The sequence below is a fragment of the Flavobacterium sp. SLB02 genome (assembly GCF_009664855.1).
In the GTDB taxonomy this organism is placed as follows: domain Bacteria; phylum Bacteroidota; class Bacteroidia; order Flavobacteriales; family Flavobacteriaceae; genus Flavobacterium.
The window spans coordinates 2,019,158-2,040,686 of record NZ_CP045928.1 but is presented as its reverse complement, the minus strand read 5'-3'; the positions used below and the strand labels follow the sequence as shown (position 1 = coordinate 2,040,686).

The following is a 21,529-nucleotide window of genomic DNA, read 5'->3' as shown; positions in this document are numbered from 1 at the left end:
TTTATACTCTAATATAATACCTATGAATCCTAACGAGGCTTTAATTACCAAATTCTATACTGCTTTTGCAAACGCCGATGCTAAAACCATGAGCGAATGCTACCATCCTAAAATTCATTTTATAGATCCCGCTTTTGGCTTACTAAAAGAAGATCAGGTTTCTAAAATGTGGGAAATGCTTATTTTAAAAAGCAAAGGCAATATCAAAATAGAATTTTCAGATGTAAAAGCCGATGATTTTACAGGCTCTGCAAAATGGGTTGCTACCTATAATTTTAGTAAAACCAATAGAAAAGTAATCAATACAATTACTGCTGAATTTGCTTTTCAGGACGGATTAATCATCAAACATACCGATAATTTTGATGTTTGGAAATGGTCAAAACAAGCTTTTGGCCCAATGGGATATTTATTAGGATGGACAGGTTTTTTTCAGAAGAAAATTCAGGACCAGGCCCTGCTGTCGCTCAAAAAGTTTCAGGAATCTAAATAATTCCAATAACTTCGAAATTCAAAATATTAGTTATTTTTTTTACTTGAATTATCTGCCTTCGATTTTAAATTGCTTGTTTCTGTCTTTTGTTGATTTAATCGTGTTTTAATCTTGAGTAACTATGAAAGAACTTGTACACAAAAAACTAAATCAATTACAGGCAACGTCAATTTGCGGAAACGATATTAGTTCCTCCTGTTTATATGTTTCGGCGTTAACTATTTTATACGCTGGTCAATATGCATGGATCTCCTTATTAATAGTGGCAGTTGTTTTATTTTTATTCAGAAAAATTTACGGCGAAGTTGTGGGCGCAATCCCCTTAAACGGTGGCGCTTACAACGTTTTATTAAACACATCAACCAAACGGCTGGCTTCCCTTGCTGCGACACTAACCGTTTTGTCATATATGGCAACAGCAGTAATTTCGGCCTCAGAAGGCATGCATTATCTACACGGAATCTTCGAAAGTTTAAATGTAACAATTGCAACAGTCGTCGTTCTAATCCTCTTTACAGGACTTGCTATTTTAGGAATTGGCGAATCAGCTTTTGTGGCCGTCATCATTTTTATCACACATTTAGCGACTTTAAGTTTACTGGTGTTTGCCTCGCTTTGGTTTATCTTAAACAATGGCTTAGAAACTTTTCACATCAATTGGGAAACACCTATAGCTTACGGAAACATCAAAACCGCTTTGTTTTTAGGATTTTCAGCAGCCATGCTCGGAATTTCAGGTTTCGAAAGTTCTGCCAATTTTGTCGAAGAACAAGAGCCAGGAGTTTTTCCAAAAACGCTTAGAAATATGTGGGCAATCGTAAGTTTCTTCAATCCTGTAATTGCCATATTATTAATCAGTATTATTCCGCTAACCGAAGTTGGCGCCAATAAAGAATCCCTTCTCGCCCATTTAGGACAAACTACCGGTGGATCATGGTTAGCGTGGCTCATTTCTATCGATGCAGTTTTAGTTTTATGTGGAGCCGTATTAACCTCATTTGTTGGAGTTTCAGGATTATTAAACCGAATGACCTTAGACAGAATTCTACCCAATTATTTTCTAAAACAAAACAAAAGAGGTTCGCATTATAGAATTGTAATCAGTTTTCTGGTTTTATGTATTTCCGTACTTTTTGCTACCAGCGGACATTTAGAATCTTTGGCCGGAGTGTATACTTTTTCATTTCTGGCCGTAATGGCACTATTCGGAATTGGAAATTTATTGCTCAAATTCAAACGCAAAAAATTACCAAGACCTGAGCGCGCAAGAGGAATTACAGTTGTTATCGCTGTTTCCTTTATCATAGCTGCCTTCATCGGCAACATGAAACTGAACATCAATTCTTTTTATACCTTCTTAAAATATATGGTTCCATCCCTGATTTTTATCGGAATCATGCTAAACCGTGTCATTCTAATTCGATTACTCATCGAAGCTTTAGAATATTTCTATCAGCCATTACGAAAAATAGTAATTCTCAGTAATCGTTATTTGCAGCGAATGAGCGTTGAGATAAATTCGCAGGAATTTGTCTTTTTTACCAAAGGCGATGATATTGCCATTCTCAACAAAGTCCTGCAATATGTTCAGGGAAATGAAACCACCAATAAATTGAAAATCGTATACGTAACAAACAACACTTCAAGAAACGAAGCCTTGATAAAAGATCTTGAAGTTCTGGATCGCGCTTACGACGAAATTGATCTCGAATATCTCGAAATTAAAGGTGTTTTTGGTCCAGAAATCATCGACGAATTATCCAAAAAGTGGAAAATCCCCAAAAACTTTATGTTCATAGGCTCACCCGGAAATAAGTTTTCGTACCGTGTTTCAGATCTCGGCGGAGTTCGTTTGATTATGTAATAGATTTTTAAGGAGCAGAAAAAATGAGGTTTTTCAAGGCATTTAGTCCCGCTTTCGCCTTTATCTTTGTTCGTTCCTCTCAAAGGATACCGTCTCTATAGAGGCTAGTCGAGAAATTTATCATTTATAAGTACTAGATTGACTTTTACCGCAAAGCACGCCGAGACGCAAAGTTTTTTTTTTCACGCAGATTTTGCAGATTTTTTTTAAGTTTTAATTTAAAATTCGTGTAGATTCGTGAATTCGTGGCGAATTTAACCGCAAAGTTCGCAATGATCAAAGTTTTTTTACGAGATTATTTTCAACCCAATAAAAAGATTCTTGCGTTCTTTGCGGTTAAATTTTCAGCTTTCAAAAAAAATTAAGATCTAAACCAACCGGCAACCAATTCATCCTCAAACGAGTTAGCATTTTTATGAATAAACTCATTTGTGTTTTTATTATAAGAATAATCCAAAGCCCAATTTTTATGGTTCTCTGCTAAATCCTTAATACTTTCACACACAAAAGCAATTTCTTCGTCAGTTGTCGTTGGGTGAATCGACATTCTGATCCATCCCGGTTTTTTGATCAAGTCCCCAATCGTAATTTCATTCACCAGTTTATTAGAAGTTTCCTGATCTACGTGCAACAAAAAATGTCCGTAAGTTCCGGCACAGCTGCAACCTCCCCTGGTTTGAATCCCGAATTTATCATTCAGTAATTTTACTCCTAAATTAAAATGAAGATCCTCAATAAAAAACGAAATTACACCCAAACGATTTTGATGTTGTCCTGCTAAAATTTTAATATTTGAAACCGGATCCAAGGCATCAAAAACATAATCAACGATCTCGTGTTCACGTTGCAGAATGTTTTCAATTCCCATTTCTTCTTTTAGCTCAATAGCCAAAGCAGTTTTAATAACCTGAAGGAAACCAGGAGTTCCGCCATCTTCGCGATCCTCTATATTGTCAATATACTTATGTTCACCCCAAGGATTTGTCCAGCTTACGGTTCCTCCACCCGGACAATCAGGAATCATGTTATTGTATAATTTTTTATTAAAAATCAAAACGCCAGAAGTTCCGGGTCCGCCCAAAAATTTATGCGGCGAAAAGAAAATAGCATCAAGATACGCTTCCGGATCTTCAGGATGCATATCAATTTCGACATAAGGTCCTGAACAGGCAAAATCCACAAAACAAACACCATGATGCTGGTGCATCAATTTTGCTGCGTCGTGAAAAGGAGTTTTTAAACCTGTAACATTCGAGCAGGAAGTTATCGAAGCAATTTTAATTGTTCTGTCAGCATATTTTTCTAATAATAAAGCCAAATTATCCAGACAAAAAAGCCCTTTTTCGCAAGACGGTATAATCTCTACATCAGCAATTGTTTCCAACCAGGACGTTTGATTCGAATGGTGCTCCATATGCGAAATAAAAACAATTGGTCTTTTTTCTGCAGGAACAGTAATGAAATCTTTTAGATTCTCAGGAACTTTAAGTCCCAGAATACGCTGAAATTTATTGACAACACCGGTCATTCCCGTTCCATCAGTAATCAAAACATCATCTTTACTGGCATTGGTATGACGCTTTATGATGTTTCTGGCATGATGATACGCTTTTGTCATGGCAGTACCTGACACAGTAGTTTCCGTATGAGTATTTGCTACAAAAGGTCCAAAATCATTCAAAAGTTTCTCTTCAATTGGTCGATATAACCTTCCGCTGGCAGTCCAATCTGTATAAATGATCTTTTTTTTGCCATATGGAGAAGTAAATTCCTGATCAATTCCAACAATATGCTTTCTAAAATCCTGAAAATAGGTTTCTAAGGTGATGGTATTATTTTTGCTATTCATTAGTGTGTCTGAGTTTGATTGCAAATATATTGCTTTTTTATAAAATTGCGAATTTATCAATTGTAAACTTCAAACTTTCAATAACCGTTTGGTATATTTAATTAAAACATTGTTTTATTAATAATTTTTCATAATATTCTATCGGATTAATAGGGCAAGTAAAACTAAACAATACGTTTATGAAAAATTCGGCAGTAGCTACTTTTGGTGGTGGATGTTTTTGGTGTATTGAAGCTGTAATTCAGCGTTTAAAAGGAATAAAATCATTAAAGTCAGGATTTTCAGGAGGTTTTATAAAGAATCCTCCTTATCGTGAAGTTTGTACTGGCAGAACCGGTCATGCTGAAGTGATACAAGTCACTTTCGATCCTGACATAATTTCATATCATGATTTGATCTTTATATTTATGACCAGCCACGATCCCACAACTTTAAATCGTCAGGGAGCAGATGTTGGTACGCAATATCGTTCTATAGTATTATACCATGATGAAGAACAAAAAGCAATCGCGGAACAAGTCTTTATAGAAGCAAAAGAATTCTATAAGGATCCAGTTGTTACGGAATTAGTGCCTTTCGAGGTATTTTACAATGCCGAAGACGACCATCAAAATTATTACAACAATAATCAGGATGCGCGTTATTGCCAAATCGTTATTGACCCGAAAGTGCAAAAACTAAAGAAAATGTATGATCATAAACTAGTTGACTAAATAAAGTTTTGCTACAGATTAAAGGATTAAAAGTTTTTTTTTAAATCTAATTTTAACATTTTAAAAATCATTTTAATCTGTGTAATCTGTGGCTAAAAATAAAAACTCTAATGAAAAATTTAAAAATAAATAATCGATTTACTGCTGAATTACCTGCAGATGCTAACGAAACAAATGAAATTCGTCAGGTTTCGAATGCTGTTTTCTCTTATGTAAATCCAACAAAACCTTCGAATCCTCAACTTATTCACGCATCAAAAGAAGTGGCTGAATTAGTAGGTATTGCTGAAGATGAAATTCAGTCACAAGCTTTTTTGGATGCCTTTTCAGGAAAAGAAATTCTTCCGGAAACGCGTCCGTATGCTATGTGTTATGCCGGGCATCAGTTTGGGAATTGGGCTGGACAATTGGGTGATGGCCGTGCTATCAACTTAACCGAAGTAGAACATAATAATGAATTTTTCACGCTTCAGTTAAAAGGTGTCGGAAAAACACCTTATTCCAGAACTGCTGATGGTTTGGCTGTTTTACGTTCTTCTATCAGAGAATATTTGTGTGCCGAAGCCATGTATTATTTGGGGGTTCCCACTACCCGATCGCTTTCGCTAATGCTGTCCGGTGACGAAGTTTTGCGTGATATTTTATACAACGGAAATCCGGCTTACGAAAAAGGCGCGATTGTTTGTCGTGTTGCTCCCTCCTTTATTCGTTTTGGAAGTTTCGAAATGCTGACAGCGCGCAACGAACTCAAAAATCTAAAGCAATTTGTAGAATACAATATCAAACATTATTTCCCCGAAATAAAAGGAGAACCAAAAGAGCAATATCTACAATTCTTTCAAACGGTTGCAGATAAAACACGTGAAATGATTTTGCATTGGCAACGTGTAGGTTTTGTGCACGGTGTAATGAATACAGATAATATGTCAATTCACGGAATCACAATCGATTACGGCCCATATGGCTGGTTAGAAAATTACGATCCCAACTGGACACCTAATACTACGGACAGCCAAAACAGAAGATATCGTTTTGGGAATCAGCCTCAAATTGCACAATGGAATTTGTATCAATTAGCAAATGCTCTTTATCCCTTAATTAATGAAGCTGAGCCTTTAGAAAAAATATTAGAATCGTTTATTAATGAGTATGCTTCTGACTATAAAACAATGTTTTTGAGCAAAGTAGGAATATTTACTTCGACTGAAACTGATAGTAATTTAATTACCGCTTTAGAAACTGTTTTACAATTATCGGAAACAGATATGACTATTTTTTTTAGAAATTTAAGTCAAATTCTAAAATCAGATACCCCACAAAATGCAATAAAAAAAGTAAATGATGCTTACTACAAGCCGGAAGAAATTTCAGGAGAAATCTTAGAAGCCTGGATAAAATGGTTTACAGTTTATATCGAAAGTTTAAATACTGAAACTTTATCAGATGAAGTTCGTTCACAAAAAATGAATGCTGTGAATCCTAAATATGTGCTTCGAAATTATATGTCGCAATTGGCAATTGACGCAGCAGATCAGGGAGATTATTCTTTAACTGATGAACTCTACAAATTATTGCAAAAGCCTTATGATGAACAGCCTGAATATCAAAAATGGTTCGCGAAACGCCCGGATTGGGCACGATCTAAAGTAGGTTGTTCTATGCTTTCTTGTAGTTCTTAAAAGTTTTTTGCCACGAATTTCACCAATATACGCTAATTTTAATCTCGATGTTAAAAAAAATAATTAGTGTATATTGGTGAAATTCGTGACAAACTTTTTCTATTTGGAAGTAATATAATCTACAATCATATTGGCATGAATACGAGAGTTTTCGATAAACCATTTGTGTGTTTGCATTCCGCCACAAACTACGCCTGCTAAAAATAAACCTTTAATATTGGTTTCCATAGTTTCAGGATTGTAATGAGGAGTTTTTAATTCATCATTAGATAACTCGATCCCTATTTTTTCCAGAAAACTTAAATCTGGTTTATATCCTGTTAATGCAAGAACAAAATCATTTTCTATAGTCACTTTTCCGTCAGGTGTTTTTATTTCTACTTCATTTTCTCCAATTTCAGTAATATTCGATTCAAAATAAGCTTTGATACTTCCTTCGGCGATTCGGTTTTCGATATCAGGTTTTACCCAATATTTTACCCGATTATTAATTTCGTTTTTACGAATCACCATCGTAACATTTGCTCCTTTTCTCCAACATTCTAAAGCAGCATCAACAGAGGAATTATTGGCACCTACGACTAATACATTTCTAAAAGCATATTCATGCGCTTCTTTATAATAATGACGTACTTTAGGCAATTCTTCGCCTTTTACGTTCATTTCAATCGGAATATCATAAAAACCTGTTGCTATTATTACATTTTTTGACTTGTACGAAGATTTATCGGTTGTAATTTTAAAAGATTGATCTTCTAATTTCAGCACTTGATTTACTTTTTCAAACAAATGAATTGAAAAATTAAAATAACGATGAATATTTCGATAATACTCTAAAGCTTCTTGACGACCGGGTTTTGGAGCTAGGCAGTTAAACGGAATATCGCCAATTTCAAGCCTTTCTGCTGTCGAGAAAAAAGTCATGTACAATGGATAATTGAAAATACTATTTACAATCGCGCCTTTCTCAATAATCAAATAACGTAAATTTTTCTTTTGTGCTTCGATCGCGCAAGCCAGACCTATAGGGCCGCCTCCAACGATGATCAAATCATATTGTGTTGTCATAACTCTATTGCTTTTCCCAGCTTTTAAAAGGATTTTTACTCAAATAAGCGTTATAGTATCTTTTGTCATTTGTTACTTCTTCGCCCAGCCAGTCAGGCTTTTCAAAGGATTCTGTTTCAGATTCCAACTCGATTTCGGCCATTACTAAACCTTCATTTTCTCCGTAGAATTCATCTACTTCAAAAATGTGTTTTCCTGATTGTACTTCAAAACGGGTTTTCTCTATTTTACCTTTTTCGCATAATTTAAGTAACTCTTGGGCTTCGTCAAGCGGAATTTCATTTTCCCACTCAAAACGGGACATTCCTCCCTGCTGACCAATTCCTTTTATCGTAATAAAGCCTTTATTTCCTTTTATTCGAACCCGAACAGTTCTTTCAGGAATAGAACTCAAGTATCCCTGCGCGATATTATTTCGGGTAAAAGCCTGTTCTTTAAAATCATCCGATTTTACAAGAAACTTTCTTTCTATTTCGACCATTTTTATTGTCTCAATTTAATTTTTATGCAAGTTACTCAATTTAATTCAGTCTTATAAATTGAGATTCAACAAAACCGTAGCTGTTTAGCTAAATTCTATAACCGACTTAAAACTAGATATATAACTTCGAAATAACTGATTATTAATGCATTATGTATCTATTTTTTTGTTAAATTTGATTGAATCTTAATTTCATCACTTATGTCTAAAAAAGCACTTTATCTATTAGGCATTGCAATAACAATCATTTTGGGTACTTTTTTGTATGTGAAATTCTGTTGCAATTGCATTATTAAAACACCAGCGGTTGATACTGAAAAAGTATCGGTAGTTGTGGCTGAGGAGACAGTTATTGTCCCTTTTATTCTAAATGGTTCCGGAATTGATTATCATAGTAATGATAACATCAAGTTCCTTAAAAACAGTTTTGCAGTAGTCCTGCCTGTTAGTGATTCTGTAGCAATTGGAATTGAAAATCTTAAAACATTTTTGGTTGCAAATCCTAAGCAAAAAATAACGATAACGGGTTATGCTACTTCTGATGAAACAAACTCTACCACTTTTGAAAATCTTGGTCTTGCAAGGGCAAATGACATTAAGAAGTATTTTGTTTCGAAAGGATTATCGGCTTCTCAGTTTAATACAAAAGGCGAGATAGTAGATACGTGGAAAACAAGCAAGGATACTCTTTTAGGACCTGCTGACTATAAGTTTGAAGCTATGGAAGCTTCTCCTGCTGTTACTGATGAATGGGTTATTTTGAAAGATAAAATCAATGGTGATCCGCTAATCTTACATTTCAGCACCAATAAATCCAGTAACAATTTATCCGACGCGGAAAAACAAAAAGTAGCAGATCTGGTTAAATATATGGAACACGTTAAAGATGCGGTTATTCTGGCCGTTGGACATAGTGATAATGTTGGAAACCGCGATTCTAATGTTGTACTTGGACAAAAACGTGCCGAATTTTCTAAAAACTACCTGTCTAAAAAAGGTATCGATGGCAGCCGTATTACCACTGACTCAAAAGGTCCGGATGAACCTATAGGTGAAAATACAACTGCTGAAGGAAAAGCAAACAACAGAAGAACTGTAATTACAATCAAATAATTAATCAAAAATATACTATTATGAATATACCTTGTATCTTAATACCGGTGCTAGTGGGATTAATCTGTGGAATCTTGGGTTACTTACTAGGAAAAATGAATTCAAAAGGAGACGATTCTCTTGCATTGTCACTACAAGCTGATTTAGATGCCTGTAAAGCAAATACCAAAAATTTGAATGCTAAAATTTCGTCATTAGAAGCCGATTTAGCATCAAAAGCATCTATTGCCGCCCCTACACAATCATTTACTGCTGCTGCAGCTCCTGCATTTTTATTTGATGCGGCATTGGCTACAACAGTTTATGGCAAAAAAATAAAAGAAAACGATTTGAAAATTGTAGAAGGAATCGGACCAAAAATTGAGGCTTTATTTAATGCAACAGGAATAACAACATGGAGAGAGCTCTCTGAAACTTCAACTGAAAAATTACAATCTATTCTGGATGCCGGCGGCGAAAATTACGCCATTCACAATCCGAGTACCTGGGCAAAACAAGCTTTATTGGCTTATCAGGGCAAATGGCAGGAACTTAAAGACTGGCAACAAGGATTGCTTGGAGGGAAAGAGTAAAAGATAGGTTCAAAGGTACAGAGTTGCAAAGGTTCAAAGGCTTTTCTACTCTGTGCCTTTTATTTGATACCTCTTTACTCTTTACTCTTTACTCTTTACTCTTTACTCTTTACTCTTTACTTCATGCTTTTAAACCTCTGAACCTTTGTCGCTCTGCACCTTTGCACCTTCTAAAAAAAAGATTCCCATTTTTTAGAAGTATTGTACCATAACTGTCCTTGCGAAACTTCTAGCGGACAATCGATATTGTTGGTATAAAGTGCACCGGTTCCTAAACCCTGTGGCATTTTTGAGTTTTGAATAAAGGTCCATTGCGAAATGGCATTAAGGCCAATATTGCTTTCTAATGCTGATGTAATCCACCAGCCAATATTGTATTTATTAGCTAAATCAATCCATTCTTTAGTACCTCTAAAACCTCCCACAAAACTTGGTTTCAGGATAATGTGTTGTGGCTTTATTTCTTGTATTAATTTTTCTTTTTCTGGTAATGAAAAAACACCTATTAGTTCTTCGTCTAATGCAATAGGAAAAGGAGTGGTCTGACACAAATCAGCCATTGCTTTGACGTTTCCTTTTTTAATGGGCTGCTCAATACTATGAAGCTGAAATTGATTCAATTGATTAAGTTTATCTAAAGCTTTATTTAAGGCAAATGCGCCATTGGCATCCACGCGAATTTCTATCTGTTCTGCTGAAAAATGACTTCGGATAAAGTGTATTAATTCTAACTCTTTCTCAAAATCGATAGCGCCAATTTTGAGTTTGATGCAATTAAAACCATCGGCTAATTTCTCTTCGATTTGTTGTTTCATATACGAAGCTTCTCCCATCCAAACCAAGCCGTTTATATTAATTGATTTAGAATTATTGGTGAAATCCGAAGGGAATAATACATATGGATTTTCGCTTTTAAGCGATAAAAAAGCCATTTCGATCCCAAATTGAATCGACGGAAATTCTAATAAAGCGTCCCATAAAGCGTTTTCTCCTAAATGAATATTCTGGCAAGTCCAGTTTAGTTTTTCTTCGTAATCATCCCTGTCGTCGGCACTTAAACCGCGTAAAATTCCGCACTCGCCTATTCCTTTTTTGCCGTTTTCTTCAAGAATAATAAACCAGGTTTCTTTTTCGGACATAACGCCTCTGGAAGTTCCGGAAGGACGTTTAAACTCCAGCATGTATTTTTGGTAAGTTGCTTTCAAAATATCGTTTTTTTTATGCCACAGATTGCCCAGATTAAAATGATTTTTAAAACATTAAATGTTTTTGTTTTGTTTAAAATAATTATGTTTTTTAGTTTTCTTAATCTGTGTGATCAGTGGCAACACTTTTTATTAATTGTATAATTTCAAAACTCTTTCAAAGTCTTTTGATGGTAATCCTGCTTTTTCGAAAACTATAAAATCCTGTTTTGTTTTTTCTTTCCAGCTTAAACTCTCTGTAACGTTTTGAGTCTGGTATTTTTTATAAATGGCTTTTGCTTCGCTGTAATCATCGCTTACCAGATAAACGTGGGCCAGATTTAATTTCACCAATAATTCTGTATCGTCTAATTTTTCACCTTCTTTCAGGAATTTAATCGCTTTTGCATATTGTTTGGTCAAAATATAGCAATAACCAATAGAACCATAATCAATTGCGGTTGCTTTTCCGTCATTGATGATGGTATTTAGTTTTTGAATCGCTTCGTTGTATTTTTGCAGTTTTATTAGAGTTGAAGCCTGAGTTCTTAAATCGCTATAAACGTTTTTAGAAATATCGGCATCTTTATAACAGCTGTTTCCGAAGTCTTTATATACTTTGTTTTTCTCGATTGGCAATAATTTCTGAAACTCGGTATAGCGATATTGTTTCATTATTTTTTCGAGAATACAAACGCAAAAATCATCCGAATTGGCCATTTTTTGAGCCATTGTCGAAGTTTTACAAAGGCTGATAATTTCGTTTTTGTTGTCCTGATTCCAACCACGATTTAGTTTTGAATCGACCCATGGCACAACTTCAAGTACTATTTTTTGATTTAAAAGCCAGTTTTTACTATGAAAACCAAACCAGAGTGTACTTATATTTTGCCCCAAACATGAAGATTTATCAAGTGATAATCGTTTAGCATCTTTGCTTAAAGGTTCTTCCTGAGCGTAACAGGCTTTATCTGTTTTACCATCGGAAATGTATTTTTTTGCATTTTCGTTTGAAGTAAAAAGTGCGTAAGAACAAGTATCGTCACCAGAAATTTTAGACATTAAAAAAACGGCTCCGGCAGAACCCTGAGAAATTCCGGTTGGATCGGGAATAGATTTTAAAACGGAAACTAAACTATTCGTCATTTCCTGATTTTCATCTAATAGTGTGATTCTATAAACGATTTCTGTTGTTCCAACAGGTAAATCTTCTGTTTTTAGCACAATTCGGTCTCGTGCTGAAACTATGATTTCTTTTGTTGTAGCGCGTTCCTTGTCCCAATAGCCATCTTTTTGAGCGAATGTGTTATAGGAAACTGCAATTAAAATGAATAAAATTATTTTTTTTACATTCATGTTACGATTTTTTAAAATCTTTTATTTAATTCGCCTTTAATATTTTTTCTGTAAATCTCACCCAGTCATATTCAGGGATACTCTTGTCAAGATAATAATCCGGCTGAATTCCTTTACCATCAATTTGCATGCCCGGAATTCTGAAACTTTTTGATAACGAATATCCTAACTTTAAATCTTTGCAAGGAGAATCGACAAAGTGCATATTTGAAATATCCAAAATACCTTGTGTCGTTGTACCAAAAAGTTTGACTTTTTTACTTTGTTTTGCTTGTAATAAAAACTCTTCGGTGGTACTTGCATTATTTTCGTTTATAATAATCCCAATATTTTTTGGATTGGTATAAACGATATTTAACTTACTTTCCTGAACTATCGCATCTTCTAAACTAACAAATTTACCTAAATTAGAATTTAATTTCTCTAATCCTTTTCTTGCCCATTCTTTCTCTTCAACAGACCAATCAGGATTTGCTATGAATTCCTCCATTCTTTTATTATTCTGAACTGTAGATAAGTATTCTGTACCAATGATTCTAATTGGATTTGTGTATAAATAGGGGATTATTTCCTGAAAACTGGCATCAGATCCGCCGCCGTTATTTCTTACATCAATTATTAAGTTTTCTTTTGACAGGATTAATTGTTTATTGGCGGCTAATATACTATCAATAACTTTTTTGTTAGAATAATCGAATGAAGGTATTCGCAGTAAAATGGTTTGACTTGAGATTTCTTTAAGAAATGGATTTTGAGTCGTTACTGATTCAACATAGTTCGTTATTTCGGGATTACTTTCCTGATATGCAGGAAATTTTCTTTGTAATGAGACAAAACCCATCTTTAGAAAATTATTTCCAATAAGTTTAACTTCATTAATTTTTTGACTAGAATAATCACCTAAAAAGAATACTGCGCTGTAGGTTTTGTCAGGGTTTTCTTTTATTTTGAATTTTACCTGATACTGCTTCCATTTACTTTTTTTTGCTTCTAAAATATAACCAATATATTCATTGTTTCTTTTTGCAACTCCAATAGTATATGGAGCCGAAACCCAAATACCTTCAAAGCCCGGTTGTGAAATATTTGATAGATTTTTTTTTAATTGATCTTCATTTATTTCCAGTTTTTCCCATTCTTTTTCAGGAGTTGTATTAGTTTCAGAAACTGATTTCTTTGCAAAATCCTGATTTACCGATAAAGATAAATGTCCGGGTCTAAAGAATAACATCCAGTCAAAAAGGACATCTCTGCAAGTATTTAGGTCTTTTATTTTTTTTGCTTTTTGGCTAAAAAGGACATTGTGATTTTGATATGCGGCTGGTCCTTTTTTATCAATTACAAATTGAAAACCTGCATCGTTTTCTTCAAAATTTTTCTTTAACCAGTTAAAATTATCCTGACAAGAGCATTTTTGGGCAAATGTGCTACATGAAATTATAAGGAAAAGAAAAACAGACAGTTTTTTAAAATTCATTTTTTTAAGTTTGATTGTTCGATAGGATTTGATGATGATGATTGTTATAGTATTTCCCGAATCCTCTTTTCGGCTTCTTCTTTTGTAATTCCTTTATAAAAATCTTTTACAAAAGGATGATCGAAATCATCATGAGGAAAAATTTCGGGTCGATTATTCCCGGTTTTAGTAACTACTGTTGTTGGAATGCTATTTGAAAATTCATATTGTGGAATATAATTGGAAAGCCATCCAAAATAGTGTGTTTCATGATTTTCGTTATCGAAGTTTTCGAGATAGTCATTAAAACTTGTTTCGCTTAATGAAACCCAGAAACCGTATTCGAGATCTTCGCAATGGTTGTTTACTTTTTGAATCAAAACGACTCTTGCAAACCGGTCTATATGATCATCTGAATGTTTAATTACGCAAAAATCTTCATCGATAACAGCCATTTCTTCTTTTTCCTGAGGTGAAAGATTGTGGTAACTATTTGGTGCATTGTAGGTTATTGCCGGCCAGCTTTCGTGTTCTTTGCCGCAACAATCGCAAATAAATGTAATGGTGTCGTTCATATAAATTTCTTATGAATACTAAAACCCTGGCCCCGATAGAGGCTATATCTTTTTTGAGAAGATGAAAAATCTTCTCAAAAAAGATATAGCCGAAAGAGGGAAATAGCTTCTTAATAAATTCCAATATTTTAAATTTCAAATTCCAAATCTGATCTTGAAAATTTAAGATTTGATAAATTCTAAAAAAACTACAAACCAGCTTTCTATAAATTATAATTCGATTGATTCTCCGATTTCAAGAAGCATTAAGTCTTTTCCTTTATCGAAAAATTTACGAATTGATTCTTCGTGATTGATTTCGATATAACCAAAAGTATCAAAATGGTAACCAAGGATTTTATCGCATTCGATGAAATCTGAAGCAATAATGGCGTCTTCAACATCCATCGTAAAATTGTTTCCGATGGGAAGAATGGCTAAATCTAATTTTGTACGTAACGGAATCAGTTTCATGTCGTATGTAAGCGCTGTGTCTCCGGCAATGTAAATGTTTTTGTGCTCGCTTTCGATCACGAAACCTCCGGGATTTCCGCCGTAACTTCCGTCAGGGAAAGAACTTGAGTGTATTGCGTTTACGTATCTTACTTTTCCGAAATCGAATTGCCAGCTTCCGCCGTGATTCATTGGGTGCGCTTTAAACTCTCTTTGAGCGTAATAACTTGTAATTTCTGCATTTGAAACGATCGTAGCATTGGTGCGCTTTGCAATAGCTTCGACGTCAAGAACATGATCGCCATGTGCGTGCGTTAGCAAGATGTAATCTGCTTGTAAGGTATTGATATCTATACCTGCGGCTTTTGGATTTCCGGTAATAAAAGGATCAACAATAATGTATTTTCCGCCAACTTGAATACCTAATGAAGCGTGTCCGTAATATGTGATTTTCATTTTGTTTAAATTTTAAAGTTGAACTTTGTTTTATCTTCCGCCTAAGAAAAGGTTCACAATAATGTCTGAAATCAAGGATATCATACATACTGTTAATAATATTGAAAGTAAAAATGTACTCAGTGCCAGTGTTTTTAATTCCGGATCTAAAAGCTTAGGGTTTTGGTTTTTATAAACCGTAATTAAATGTTTAGTTAAAGGTATGTAAGCCAATAAAAACAAATATTGATCGAAATTATAGTCGCTTAAAATCGCAAAAAGAACCACTGCAACCATAGCGGTAATGATAAGTGTAAAGTGATAAACTTTAGCTTTTGCCCCGCCCATTTGAACTACGATGGTGTTTTTTCCTGATTTTCGGTCAGATTCTTCATCACGCATGTTGTTTAGGTTTAGAACTCCTACACTTAATAAACCAATTGCGACTGCAGGAAGTATTAAAAGCGGATCGATTTCTTTAGAATACAAAAAGTTAACGCCTAAGGTACTTACCAAGCCAAAGAATATAAAAACAAAAACGTCTCCAAATCCTTTGTATCCATAAGCCGAATTACCTACAGTATAACGAATTGCAGAAATAATTGCAGCTACACCAAGCAATAAGAAAAAGATTGAATAAACGAAATTGGTTTCGCCAAAAGCAAAATAAATTAAGGTAATAGCAGATAATAAAGTCAATACAGAAGTTATTATGATTGCTTTTTTCATGGCCTCAGGTGTGATAATACCACTCTGAATAGCGCGTTTTGGGCCTACTCTGTCTTCATTATCAGTACCTTTTACACCGTCTCCGTAATCATTTGCAAAATTGGATAAAACCTGTAAACCTAATGTTGTTAAGAGTGCAAAACCAAAAATTTTCCAACTGAATACTTCTGTTGGGGTGTCGATCGTTGATGTTGGATTTGAAAGCGCATAGATACTTCCAACTATAATTCCGGAAACTGATAAAGGCAATGTGCGCAATCTTGCGGCTTCAATCCAATGTTTCATTTATTTTTAATTTTAGATTTTAGAATTTAGATTTTAGATTGTTGGATTCTTTTATTTTAAAAATCTAAAATCTGTAATCTAAATAAATATTATTTTTCTACTCTAGAGTTGAGATGTCAGTTTCAGATTTAAAAAATCTAAAATCTGCAATCTAAAATATTAAGGAAGCCATTTGTTTTCGCCAAAGTTTGGTTTTCTTTTTTCTAAGAATGCATTTCTTCCTTCTTTAGCTTCTTCGGTCATGTAAGCTAAACGAGTGGCTTCGCCGGCAAATACTTGTTGGCCAACCATTCCGTCGTCTGTAAGGTTCATGGCGAATTTTAGCATTTTGATAGAAGTTGGAGATTTTTGAAGAATTTCCTGAGCCCACTGGTAAGCGGTGTCTTCTAACTCATCGTGAGGAATTACGGCATTTACCATTCCCATATCCATCGCTTCCTGAGCGGAATAGTTTCTTCCTAAAAAGAAAATTTCACGTGCTTTTTTCTGACCTACCATTTTAGCCAGGTATGCTGATCCGTAACCACCATCAAAACTAGTTACATCGGCATCTGTTTGTTTAAAAATAGCGTGTTCTTTACTTGCCAATGTCATATCGCAAACTACGTGTAAACTGTGTCCGCCGCCAACTGCCCAGCCTGGAACAACTGCGATAACTACTTTTGGCATAAAACGAATTAAACGCTGTACTTCGAGAATATTCAAACGATGTTGACCATCTTCGCCTACGTATCCTTGGTGTCCACGGGCATTTTGATCTCCTCCGCTACAAAAAGAATATACGCCATCTTTGGTCGATGGTCCTTCTGCAGAAAGTAAAACCACTCCTATCGAAGTATCTTCTTGTGCGTCGTAAAAAGCCTGGTATAATTCTGAAGTTGTTTTAGGACGAAAAGCATTTCTAACATTCGGTCTGTTGAATGCAATTCTTGCAACTCCGTTACATTTTTTATAAGTTATATCTTCAAATTCTCTGGCAGTGATCCAATCCATTTCTATTTGTTTTATTTTTAATAATTATAGCGTAAAAATAAAGCATTTTTACATTTTTACCTACTCAATTTGCGTTAAGTCTGTACGAAAATTACTTTCAATGTTAACAATTGCTGCTCAGAGGCAAAAAATAACATTTTTTAACATTAGTTTCAAAAAATAATAAGTAATTTTACACCCTAGAAATCAATGAGATACATTTTATTTCATTGATTTGGGATTGATTTTCTTTCACTGATTTATTAACCTAAAAAATGATTTTTTTGAGAAAATTTAAAAAATTTGTCGCTCATTTTTTTACGGTTTTTAATAGTAAACCCTTAAATGATGAGCAAATGATTTACTCATTTATTGAAACTTCGAAAAGGAGATAGTAACACCTAAGGTTAAATGCTAGAATTGTTTAGTAATTAGTATAAAATTGATTACGAAAAGAGGAAAAAATGCTAACTGAAACTTTCTATACGTTATTTTATAAAACCAATGGATTAGCCGTGAAATTGACGTTTCGCTCTTAATATGAATGTATAAGTTATTTAAAGACATACCGTTTCAAGAAGTAATTTCTAAAATTTTTAAAGCTGTTATTTCTTGAAGGATTCAAATTATTTTATTTCTGTTTTTTTTTAATTACAATTTTTTTTAAAACTAGAATAAAAAGGGAAAGGCTACTTGTAATGAGTAGCCTTTCCTGTTTTAATAATTTAAAATTCAAAAAAACAAATTCCAAATTCCAACTCGACGTCGAGTGTTGTTGAGATTTAGGATTTTAAATTCCCAAGGTTGAAACCTAATAATGTAAGGAACTTGTTCTTAAACTTTGACAAAGGTTTTTTACTTATAAACTTGTGAGACATTGCCTGTGGTTTCAACCACGGGGTGCAATATTATCAAGCCTCGTATTGTGTCCTCGTGGTTGAAACCACGGGCTATGGTGGGGATAAATTTCAATAAAAAATTCCAAATTCCAATAACTATGTTTCATATTGGAATTTGGAATTTTAAAATATTGGAATTTTAAAGTTATTCTTTTACAAGATAAATCCCGTCTTCTTTAATTTCGATAAGTTTGTCTTTGTATAAAGCACCAATTGCTTTTTTGAAAGTCTTTTTACTCATTTTTAATACTGTTTTGATGTCTTCAGGGTGTGAAGCATCGTTTAGACGTAAAAAACCACGATTGGCTCTCAATTCATCTAATATTTTTTCTGCATTTGGCTCAATACTCTGATAACCTTGTACTTGCAGGGCAACATCTATTTTGTTATCAGGACGGATATTTTTGATAAATCCGGTCAGTCTGTCTCCGGTTCTAATCGCATCATCGTACACTTCATCTTTGTACAACAATCCTTTATGCTGCTCGTTGATGATCACGTTGATTCCTAGTTCAGTGATATGTGAAACGATTAAATCAACTTCTTCACCTTTTTCAACCGTTAGGTTTTCATTGCTTAAAAATTGGTTCAATTTACTTGAAGCTACCAAACGATTGGTTTTTTCATCCATATAAAGGTAAACTAAGTAACGTTTTCCTTTTTCCATCGGACGAGCTTGTTCTTTAAACGGAACCAGAATGTCTTTTTCCATTCCCCAATCCATAAAAGCACCTACCTGATTGGTGTAATTCACTCTTAAAAGTGAAAACTCATTCAGTAATATATAAGGTTCAAGTGTTGTGGCAACAGGGCGTTGTTCGTGGTCTAAATAAACAAATACGATAAGCTCCTCGTCTATTTCAAATTCGTTGGGAACGTATTTGTTGGGTAATAATATATCGTGAATTCCTTCGGGATCTTCTTGAGGATTTCCTAAAAATAAACCAACTTTGGTATCACGCAGTATAGTAAGGGTATTGTATTTTCCTATTTCAATCATATTCTTGAGATTCTAAGCTAAAAAGCAGCTGAGTTTTTAAAGTGCAAATGTACGAAGTTTGAAAATGGTACAACGAAAAATGTTTTAGATAAAAATCCGGTAAAAACATCTTTTTAGAGTTTCTCTTTTTTTTAATTAAATTTGAGGATCTAAATTAATCCCAAATCAATGAAAAAGACTCTTTTTTATTCTGTTTTTACTTTTCTGTTTTTTACTCAAATTACCTTTTCCCAAGTGGCTGAAGATACGGAAATAAAAAAAATGATCACCGAAATTAAAGCCGAAAACCTTGAAGCTACTGTTCGTAAATTAGTTTCTTTCGGGACACGACACACCTTAAGCGATACTAAAAGTAAGACGAAAGGAATTGGTGCCGCACAGCAATGGGTAAAATCTGAATTTGATAAATATGCCTTGGAATCTAACGGAAGATTAACTTCTGTGATTGATTATTTCACGGTTAAAGCAGACGGAAAACGTATCAACAAAGACAGTCAGCTTGGCAATGTGATGGCGACTTTAAAAGGAACTGACCCCAATGACAATCGTGTGCTTATTATAAGCGGACATCTTGATTCGAGAGTTTCTGATGTTATGAATATAAAATCTGATGCTCCGGGCGCAAATGATGATGCTTCGGGAGTTGCAGCTGTAATGGAGCTAGCTAAAGTAATGAGTAAAAGATCTTTTCCTGCAACTATTATTTTTGTGGCTGTAGTGGGCGAAGAACAAGGACTTGTTGGTGCCCGTCATCTTGCTGAAACGGCAAAAGAATCTAACTGGAATATCATGGCAATGCTAAATAATGATATGATTGGCAATAGTTTATCGAGCGGAACTAAGTTAAGAGACAATACACAAATCAGGGTTTTTAGTGAGACTATTCCGTTTCTTGAAACCGAAGAAGAAGCTAAAATGCGAAAAGCTACAAGCCGCGACAATGACAGTCCGTCAAGATTGCTGGCACGTTACATAAAAACGGTTACAGAGCAATACGTAGATCAATTGACGGTGAAACTGGTCTATAGAAACGATCGTTTTTTACGTGGCGGAGATCATACTCCCTTTAGCCAAAATGGATTTACAGCAGTTCGCTTTTGCGAAATGAATGAGAATTTTGATCATCAACATCAGGATTTAAGAACTGAAAATGGTATTAAATATGGTGATTTGGTTGAATTTATGGATTTTGATTATTTAAGAAAAAACACTTGTTCTAATTTAGCTACTCTGGCCAATTTAGCTTGGTCGCCAAAAGCACCAACCAATGCAGGCATCGAAGTTAAAAATCTTTCTAATTCATCTACTTTTTCATGGAATGCTCCGGAAGGGAAAACACCATACGGTTATCAAATTTTAATGAGAGAAACATCATCTTCTCATTGGGAAAAAACTTTTTTTGTAAAAGATACAAAAGCTGAAATCCCTTATTCTAAAGACAATTATTTTTTTGCCGTACAAGCTGTAGATGAATTAGGACATGCCAGTTTACCTGTTTTTCCGGTTCCAATTCGTTAAAATATATAATATAAAAAGCGCTAATTTGGTATTTCTTAGATGACAATTAAAAACAAGTAGGTTTTTTCCTTCTTGTTTAGTTTCTTTGTGTAAATTTTTAATGTTATGGGAATATGTCTTAGGATAAAGGGGGTAGTGAATATTGAGTATGAAATAGGAACAGCTGATTTTTTTCACTGTTTTTTTTCTACTATTTGCTACCATTTAGAAAATAAAAAATGGGGTAGCAAATATCCTGTTACAATGAATAATTTATATGAAGGTAAATTCAAGTGCCAGTATATCAGTATTGCAATAAATGAATTAAATAGTATAAAAGGATGAATTTTAAAAAAATTCACCACGAGATATCATTTGGGATATTAGTAATTTAAGTCTTACTCCTCCATGGGAAACAATATCTCTTCAGAAATCATAAATCTATCTAATTATTTTGTCACTAGTGACGGTAGAGATTTGTTTAAAGTTTTGCATTTGGCACTCCAGGATTCAAAAGTGAGATTTATTTGTAAACACTTTCTTTTTTAAAATGCAATGTCAATAAATAATACGCAACTGCTCTGTATTTGTGTTTATTCAGCTATGGCTTTGTCTAAGGCCGCGCTATCAGCTAATCCTAATTTTTTATCAGGAAATTATTTTTTGCAGTGTCCAACTCAGATTGTTGAGTTCCGGCAACCGCAGAGGCATCTGCATTATAAATAGAAGGTCCGCAACCAATAGTTACTTTAGTAAGCAAATCCATATTAGGCGTTACTCCACATTTTTCTTTTAGATCTTCTGCATACTTTTTAATTAATTCTTCTCTTGCGCTCATAATAAAAATTTAAAATTGATTAGATTTACAAAAATTAAA

The 21,529-nt window shown here is 34.1% G+C and carries 18 protein-coding genes and 2 pseudogenes; 8 read left to right on the top strand and 12 right to left on the bottom strand.

Annotated elements, in window-relative coordinates; translation table 11 throughout:
- The first annotated feature begins 22 nt into the window (after positions 1–22).
- Together GIY83_RS07785 and GIY83_RS07780 are read left to right on the top strand one after the other, a co-directional pair.
- Entirely contained in the window at positions 23–493 is a 471-nt protein-coding gene (locus tag GIY83_RS07785; RefSeq protein WP_208686159.1) for a nuclear transport factor 2 family protein, read from the top strand.
- Positions 494–614: 121 nt separating this feature from the next.
- Positions 615–2,357, top strand: coding sequence for an APC family permease (locus GIY83_RS07780; protein ID WP_208686157.1), 1,743 nt, complete (start codon positions 615–617; stop codon positions 2,355–2,357).
- Between the two features lie 361 nt (positions 2,358–2,718).
- On the opposite strand, the gene GIY83_RS07775 is transcribed toward GIY83_RS07780, so the two are convergent.
- Positions 2,719–4,206, bottom strand: coding sequence for an aminotransferase class V-fold PLP-dependent enzyme (locus GIY83_RS07775; RefSeq protein ID WP_194618228.1), 1,488 nt, complete (start codon positions 4,204–4,206; stop codon positions 2,719–2,721).
- Positions 4,207–4,385: 179 nt separating this feature from the next.
- Here GIY83_RS07775 and msrA point away from each other — a divergent pair, with 179 nt between their 5' ends.
- Entirely contained in the window at positions 4,386–4,919 is a 534-nt protein-coding gene (msrA, locus tag GIY83_RS07770) for a peptide-methionine (S)-S-oxide reductase MsrA (protein ID WP_208686155.1), read from the top strand.
- A 110-nt stretch (positions 4,920–5,029) separates the two neighbouring features.
- Positions 5,030–6,598: a YdiU family protein gene (locus GIY83_RS07765; protein WP_208686153.1), complete on the top strand. Its 1,569-nt coding sequence runs from the start codon at positions 5,030–5,032 to the stop codon at positions 6,596–6,598.
- A gap of 99 nt (positions 6,599–6,697) precedes the next feature.
- Here the strand turns inward: GIY83_RS07765 and GIY83_RS07760 are convergent, their stop codons facing one another.
- Both GIY83_RS07760 and GIY83_RS07755 read right to left on the bottom strand, forming a co-directional pair.
- Positions 6,698–7,666 carry a YpdA family putative bacillithiol disulfide reductase gene (locus GIY83_RS07760; RefSeq protein ID WP_208686151.1) on the bottom strand — a complete coding sequence of 323 codons (969 nt, stop codon included), beginning with the start codon at positions 7,664–7,666 and terminating at the stop codon, positions 6,698–6,700.
- A gap of 4 nt (positions 7,667–7,670) precedes the next feature.
- A complete protein-coding gene (locus GIY83_RS07755) occupies positions 7,671–8,147 on the bottom strand; it encodes a CYTH domain-containing protein (RefSeq protein ID WP_194618224.1) in 477 nt (158 codons plus the stop codon).
- A gap of 201 nt (positions 8,148–8,348) precedes the next feature.
- Between GIY83_RS07755 and GIY83_RS07750 the strand changes: the two genes are divergently transcribed.
- Positions 8,349–9,260, top strand: a complete 912-nt coding sequence (locus tag GIY83_RS07750; protein ID WP_208686149.1) for an OmpA family protein — start codon at positions 8,349–8,351, stop codon at positions 9,258–9,260.
- A gap of 20 nt (positions 9,261–9,280) precedes the next feature.
- Positions 9,281–9,832, top strand: a complete 552-nt coding sequence (locus tag GIY83_RS07745) for a hypothetical protein (RefSeq protein WP_194618222.1) — start codon at positions 9,281–9,283, stop codon at positions 9,830–9,832.
- A gap of 170 nt (positions 9,833–10,002) precedes the next feature.
- On the opposite strand, the gene GIY83_RS07740 is transcribed toward GIY83_RS07745, so the two are convergent.
- The 8 genes from GIY83_RS07740 to GIY83_RS07705 form a co-directional block, all read right to left on the bottom strand.
- On the bottom strand, positions 10,003–11,037 hold the full coding sequence (locus GIY83_RS07740) for an o-succinylbenzoate synthase (RefSeq protein WP_208686147.1): 1,035 nt from the start codon (positions 11,035–11,037) through the stop codon (positions 10,003–10,005).
- Between the two features lie 132 nt (positions 11,038–11,169).
- Positions 11,170–12,372, bottom strand: a complete 1,203-nt coding sequence (locus tag GIY83_RS07735; protein WP_208686145.1) for a M48 family metallopeptidase — start codon at positions 12,370–12,372, stop codon at positions 11,170–11,172.
- 25 nt (positions 12,373–12,397) lie between these two features.
- Entirely contained in the window at positions 12,398–13,849 is a 1,452-nt protein-coding gene (locus GIY83_RS07730; RefSeq protein ID WP_208686143.1) for a S41 family peptidase, read from the bottom strand.
- A 44-nt stretch (positions 13,850–13,893) separates the two neighbouring features.
- Positions 13,894–14,403, bottom strand: coding sequence for a DUF2199 domain-containing protein (locus GIY83_RS07725; RefSeq protein ID WP_194618218.1), 510 nt, complete (start codon positions 14,401–14,403; stop codon positions 13,894–13,896).
- A gap of 210 nt (positions 14,404–14,613) precedes the next feature.
- On the bottom strand, positions 14,614–15,291 hold the full coding sequence (locus GIY83_RS07720) for a metal-dependent hydrolase (RefSeq protein WP_194618217.1): 678 nt from the start codon (positions 15,289–15,291) through the stop codon (positions 14,614–14,616).
- 30 nt (positions 15,292–15,321) lie between these two features.
- Entirely contained in the window at positions 15,322–16,284 is a 963-nt protein-coding gene (menA, locus tag GIY83_RS07715) for a 1,4-dihydroxy-2-naphthoate octaprenyltransferase (protein ID WP_194618216.1), read from the bottom strand.
- A gap of 159 nt (positions 16,285–16,443) precedes the next feature.
- On the bottom strand, positions 16,444–17,277 hold the full coding sequence (locus GIY83_RS07710) for a 1,4-dihydroxy-2-naphthoyl-CoA synthase (protein ID WP_035625114.1): 834 nt from the start codon (positions 17,275–17,277) through the stop codon (positions 16,444–16,446).
- A gap of 1,023 nt (positions 17,278–18,300) precedes the next feature.
- Positions 18,301–19,155: a S1 RNA-binding domain-containing protein gene (locus tag GIY83_RS07705; RefSeq protein WP_208686141.1), complete on the bottom strand. Its 855-nt coding sequence runs from the start codon at positions 19,153–19,155 to the stop codon at positions 18,301–18,303.
- A 168-nt stretch (positions 19,156–19,323) separates the two neighbouring features.
- On the opposite strand from GIY83_RS07705, the gene GIY83_RS07700 reads away from it, so the two are divergent.
- Both GIY83_RS07700 and GIY83_RS25170 read left to right on the top strand, forming a co-directional pair.
- Positions 19,324–20,673: a M28 family metallopeptidase gene (locus GIY83_RS07700; RefSeq protein WP_194618214.1), complete on the top strand. Its 1,350-nt coding sequence runs from the start codon at positions 19,324–19,326 to the stop codon at positions 20,671–20,673.
- Positions 20,674–20,778: 105 nt separating this feature from the next.
- Positions 20,779–21,201: pseudogene (locus GIY83_RS25170) on the top strand (Imm70 family immunity protein).
- Here the strand turns inward: GIY83_RS25170 and GIY83_RS07690 are convergent.
- A pseudogene (locus GIY83_RS07690) lies at positions 21,176–21,490 on the bottom strand (DUF2853 family protein). The pseudogenes GIY83_RS25170 and GIY83_RS07690 overlap by 26 nt on opposite strands.
- Between the last annotated feature and the right edge of the window lie 39 nt (positions 21,491–21,529).

Coding starts and splice junctions, on each gene's coding strand:
- GIY83_RS07785 (WP_208686159.1), top strand. CDS start 23: ATGAATCCTAACGAGGCTTTAATTACCAAATTCTATACTGCTTTTGCA.
- GIY83_RS07780 (WP_208686157.1), top strand. CDS start 615: ATGAAAGAACTTGTACACAAAAAACTAAATCAATTACAGGCAACGTCA.
- GIY83_RS07775 (WP_194618228.1), bottom strand. CDS start 4,206: ATGAATAGCAAAAATAATACCATCACCTTAGAAACCTATTTTCAGGAT.
- msrA (WP_208686155.1), top strand. CDS start 4,386: ATGAAAAATTCGGCAGTAGCTACTTTTGGTGGTGGATGTTTTTGGTGT.
- GIY83_RS07765 (WP_208686153.1), top strand. CDS start 5,030: ATGAAAAATTTAAAAATAAATAATCGATTTACTGCTGAATTACCTGCA.
- GIY83_RS07760 (WP_208686151.1), bottom strand. CDS start 7,666: ATGACAACACAATATGATTTGATCATCGTTGGAGGCGGCCCTATAGGT.
- GIY83_RS07755 (WP_194618224.1), bottom strand. CDS start 8,147: ATGGTCGAAATAGAAAGAAAGTTTCTTGTAAAATCGGATGATTTTAAA.
- GIY83_RS07750 (WP_208686149.1), top strand. CDS start 8,349: ATGTCTAAAAAAGCACTTTATCTATTAGGCATTGCAATAACAATCATT.
- GIY83_RS07745 (WP_194618222.1), top strand. CDS start 9,281: ATGAATATACCTTGTATCTTAATACCGGTGCTAGTGGGATTAATCTGT.
- GIY83_RS07735 (WP_208686145.1), bottom strand. CDS start 12,372: ATGAATGTAAAAAAAATAATTTTATTCATTTTAATTGCAGTTTCCTAT.
- GIY83_RS07730 (WP_208686143.1), bottom strand. CDS start 13,849: ATGAATTTTAAAAAACTGTCTGTTTTTCTTTTCCTTATAATTTCATGT.
- GIY83_RS07725 (WP_194618218.1), bottom strand. CDS start 14,403: ATGAACGACACCATTACATTTATTTGCGATTGTTGCGGCAAAGAACAC.
- GIY83_RS07720 (WP_194618217.1), bottom strand. CDS start 15,291: ATGAAAATCACATATTACGGACACGCTTCATTAGGTATTCAAGTTGGC.
- menA (WP_194618216.1), bottom strand. CDS start 16,284: ATGAAACATTGGATTGAAGCCGCAAGATTGCGCACATTGCCTTTATCA.
- GIY83_RS07710 (WP_035625114.1), bottom strand. CDS start 17,277: ATGGATTGGATCACTGCCAGAGAATTTGAAGATATAACTTATAAAAAA.
- GIY83_RS07705 (WP_208686141.1), bottom strand. CDS start 19,155: ATGATTGAAATAGGAAAATACAATACCCTTACTATACTGCGTGATACC.
- GIY83_RS07700 (WP_194618214.1), top strand. CDS start 19,324: ATGAAAAAGACTCTTTTTTATTCTGTTTTTACTTTTCTGTTTTTTACT.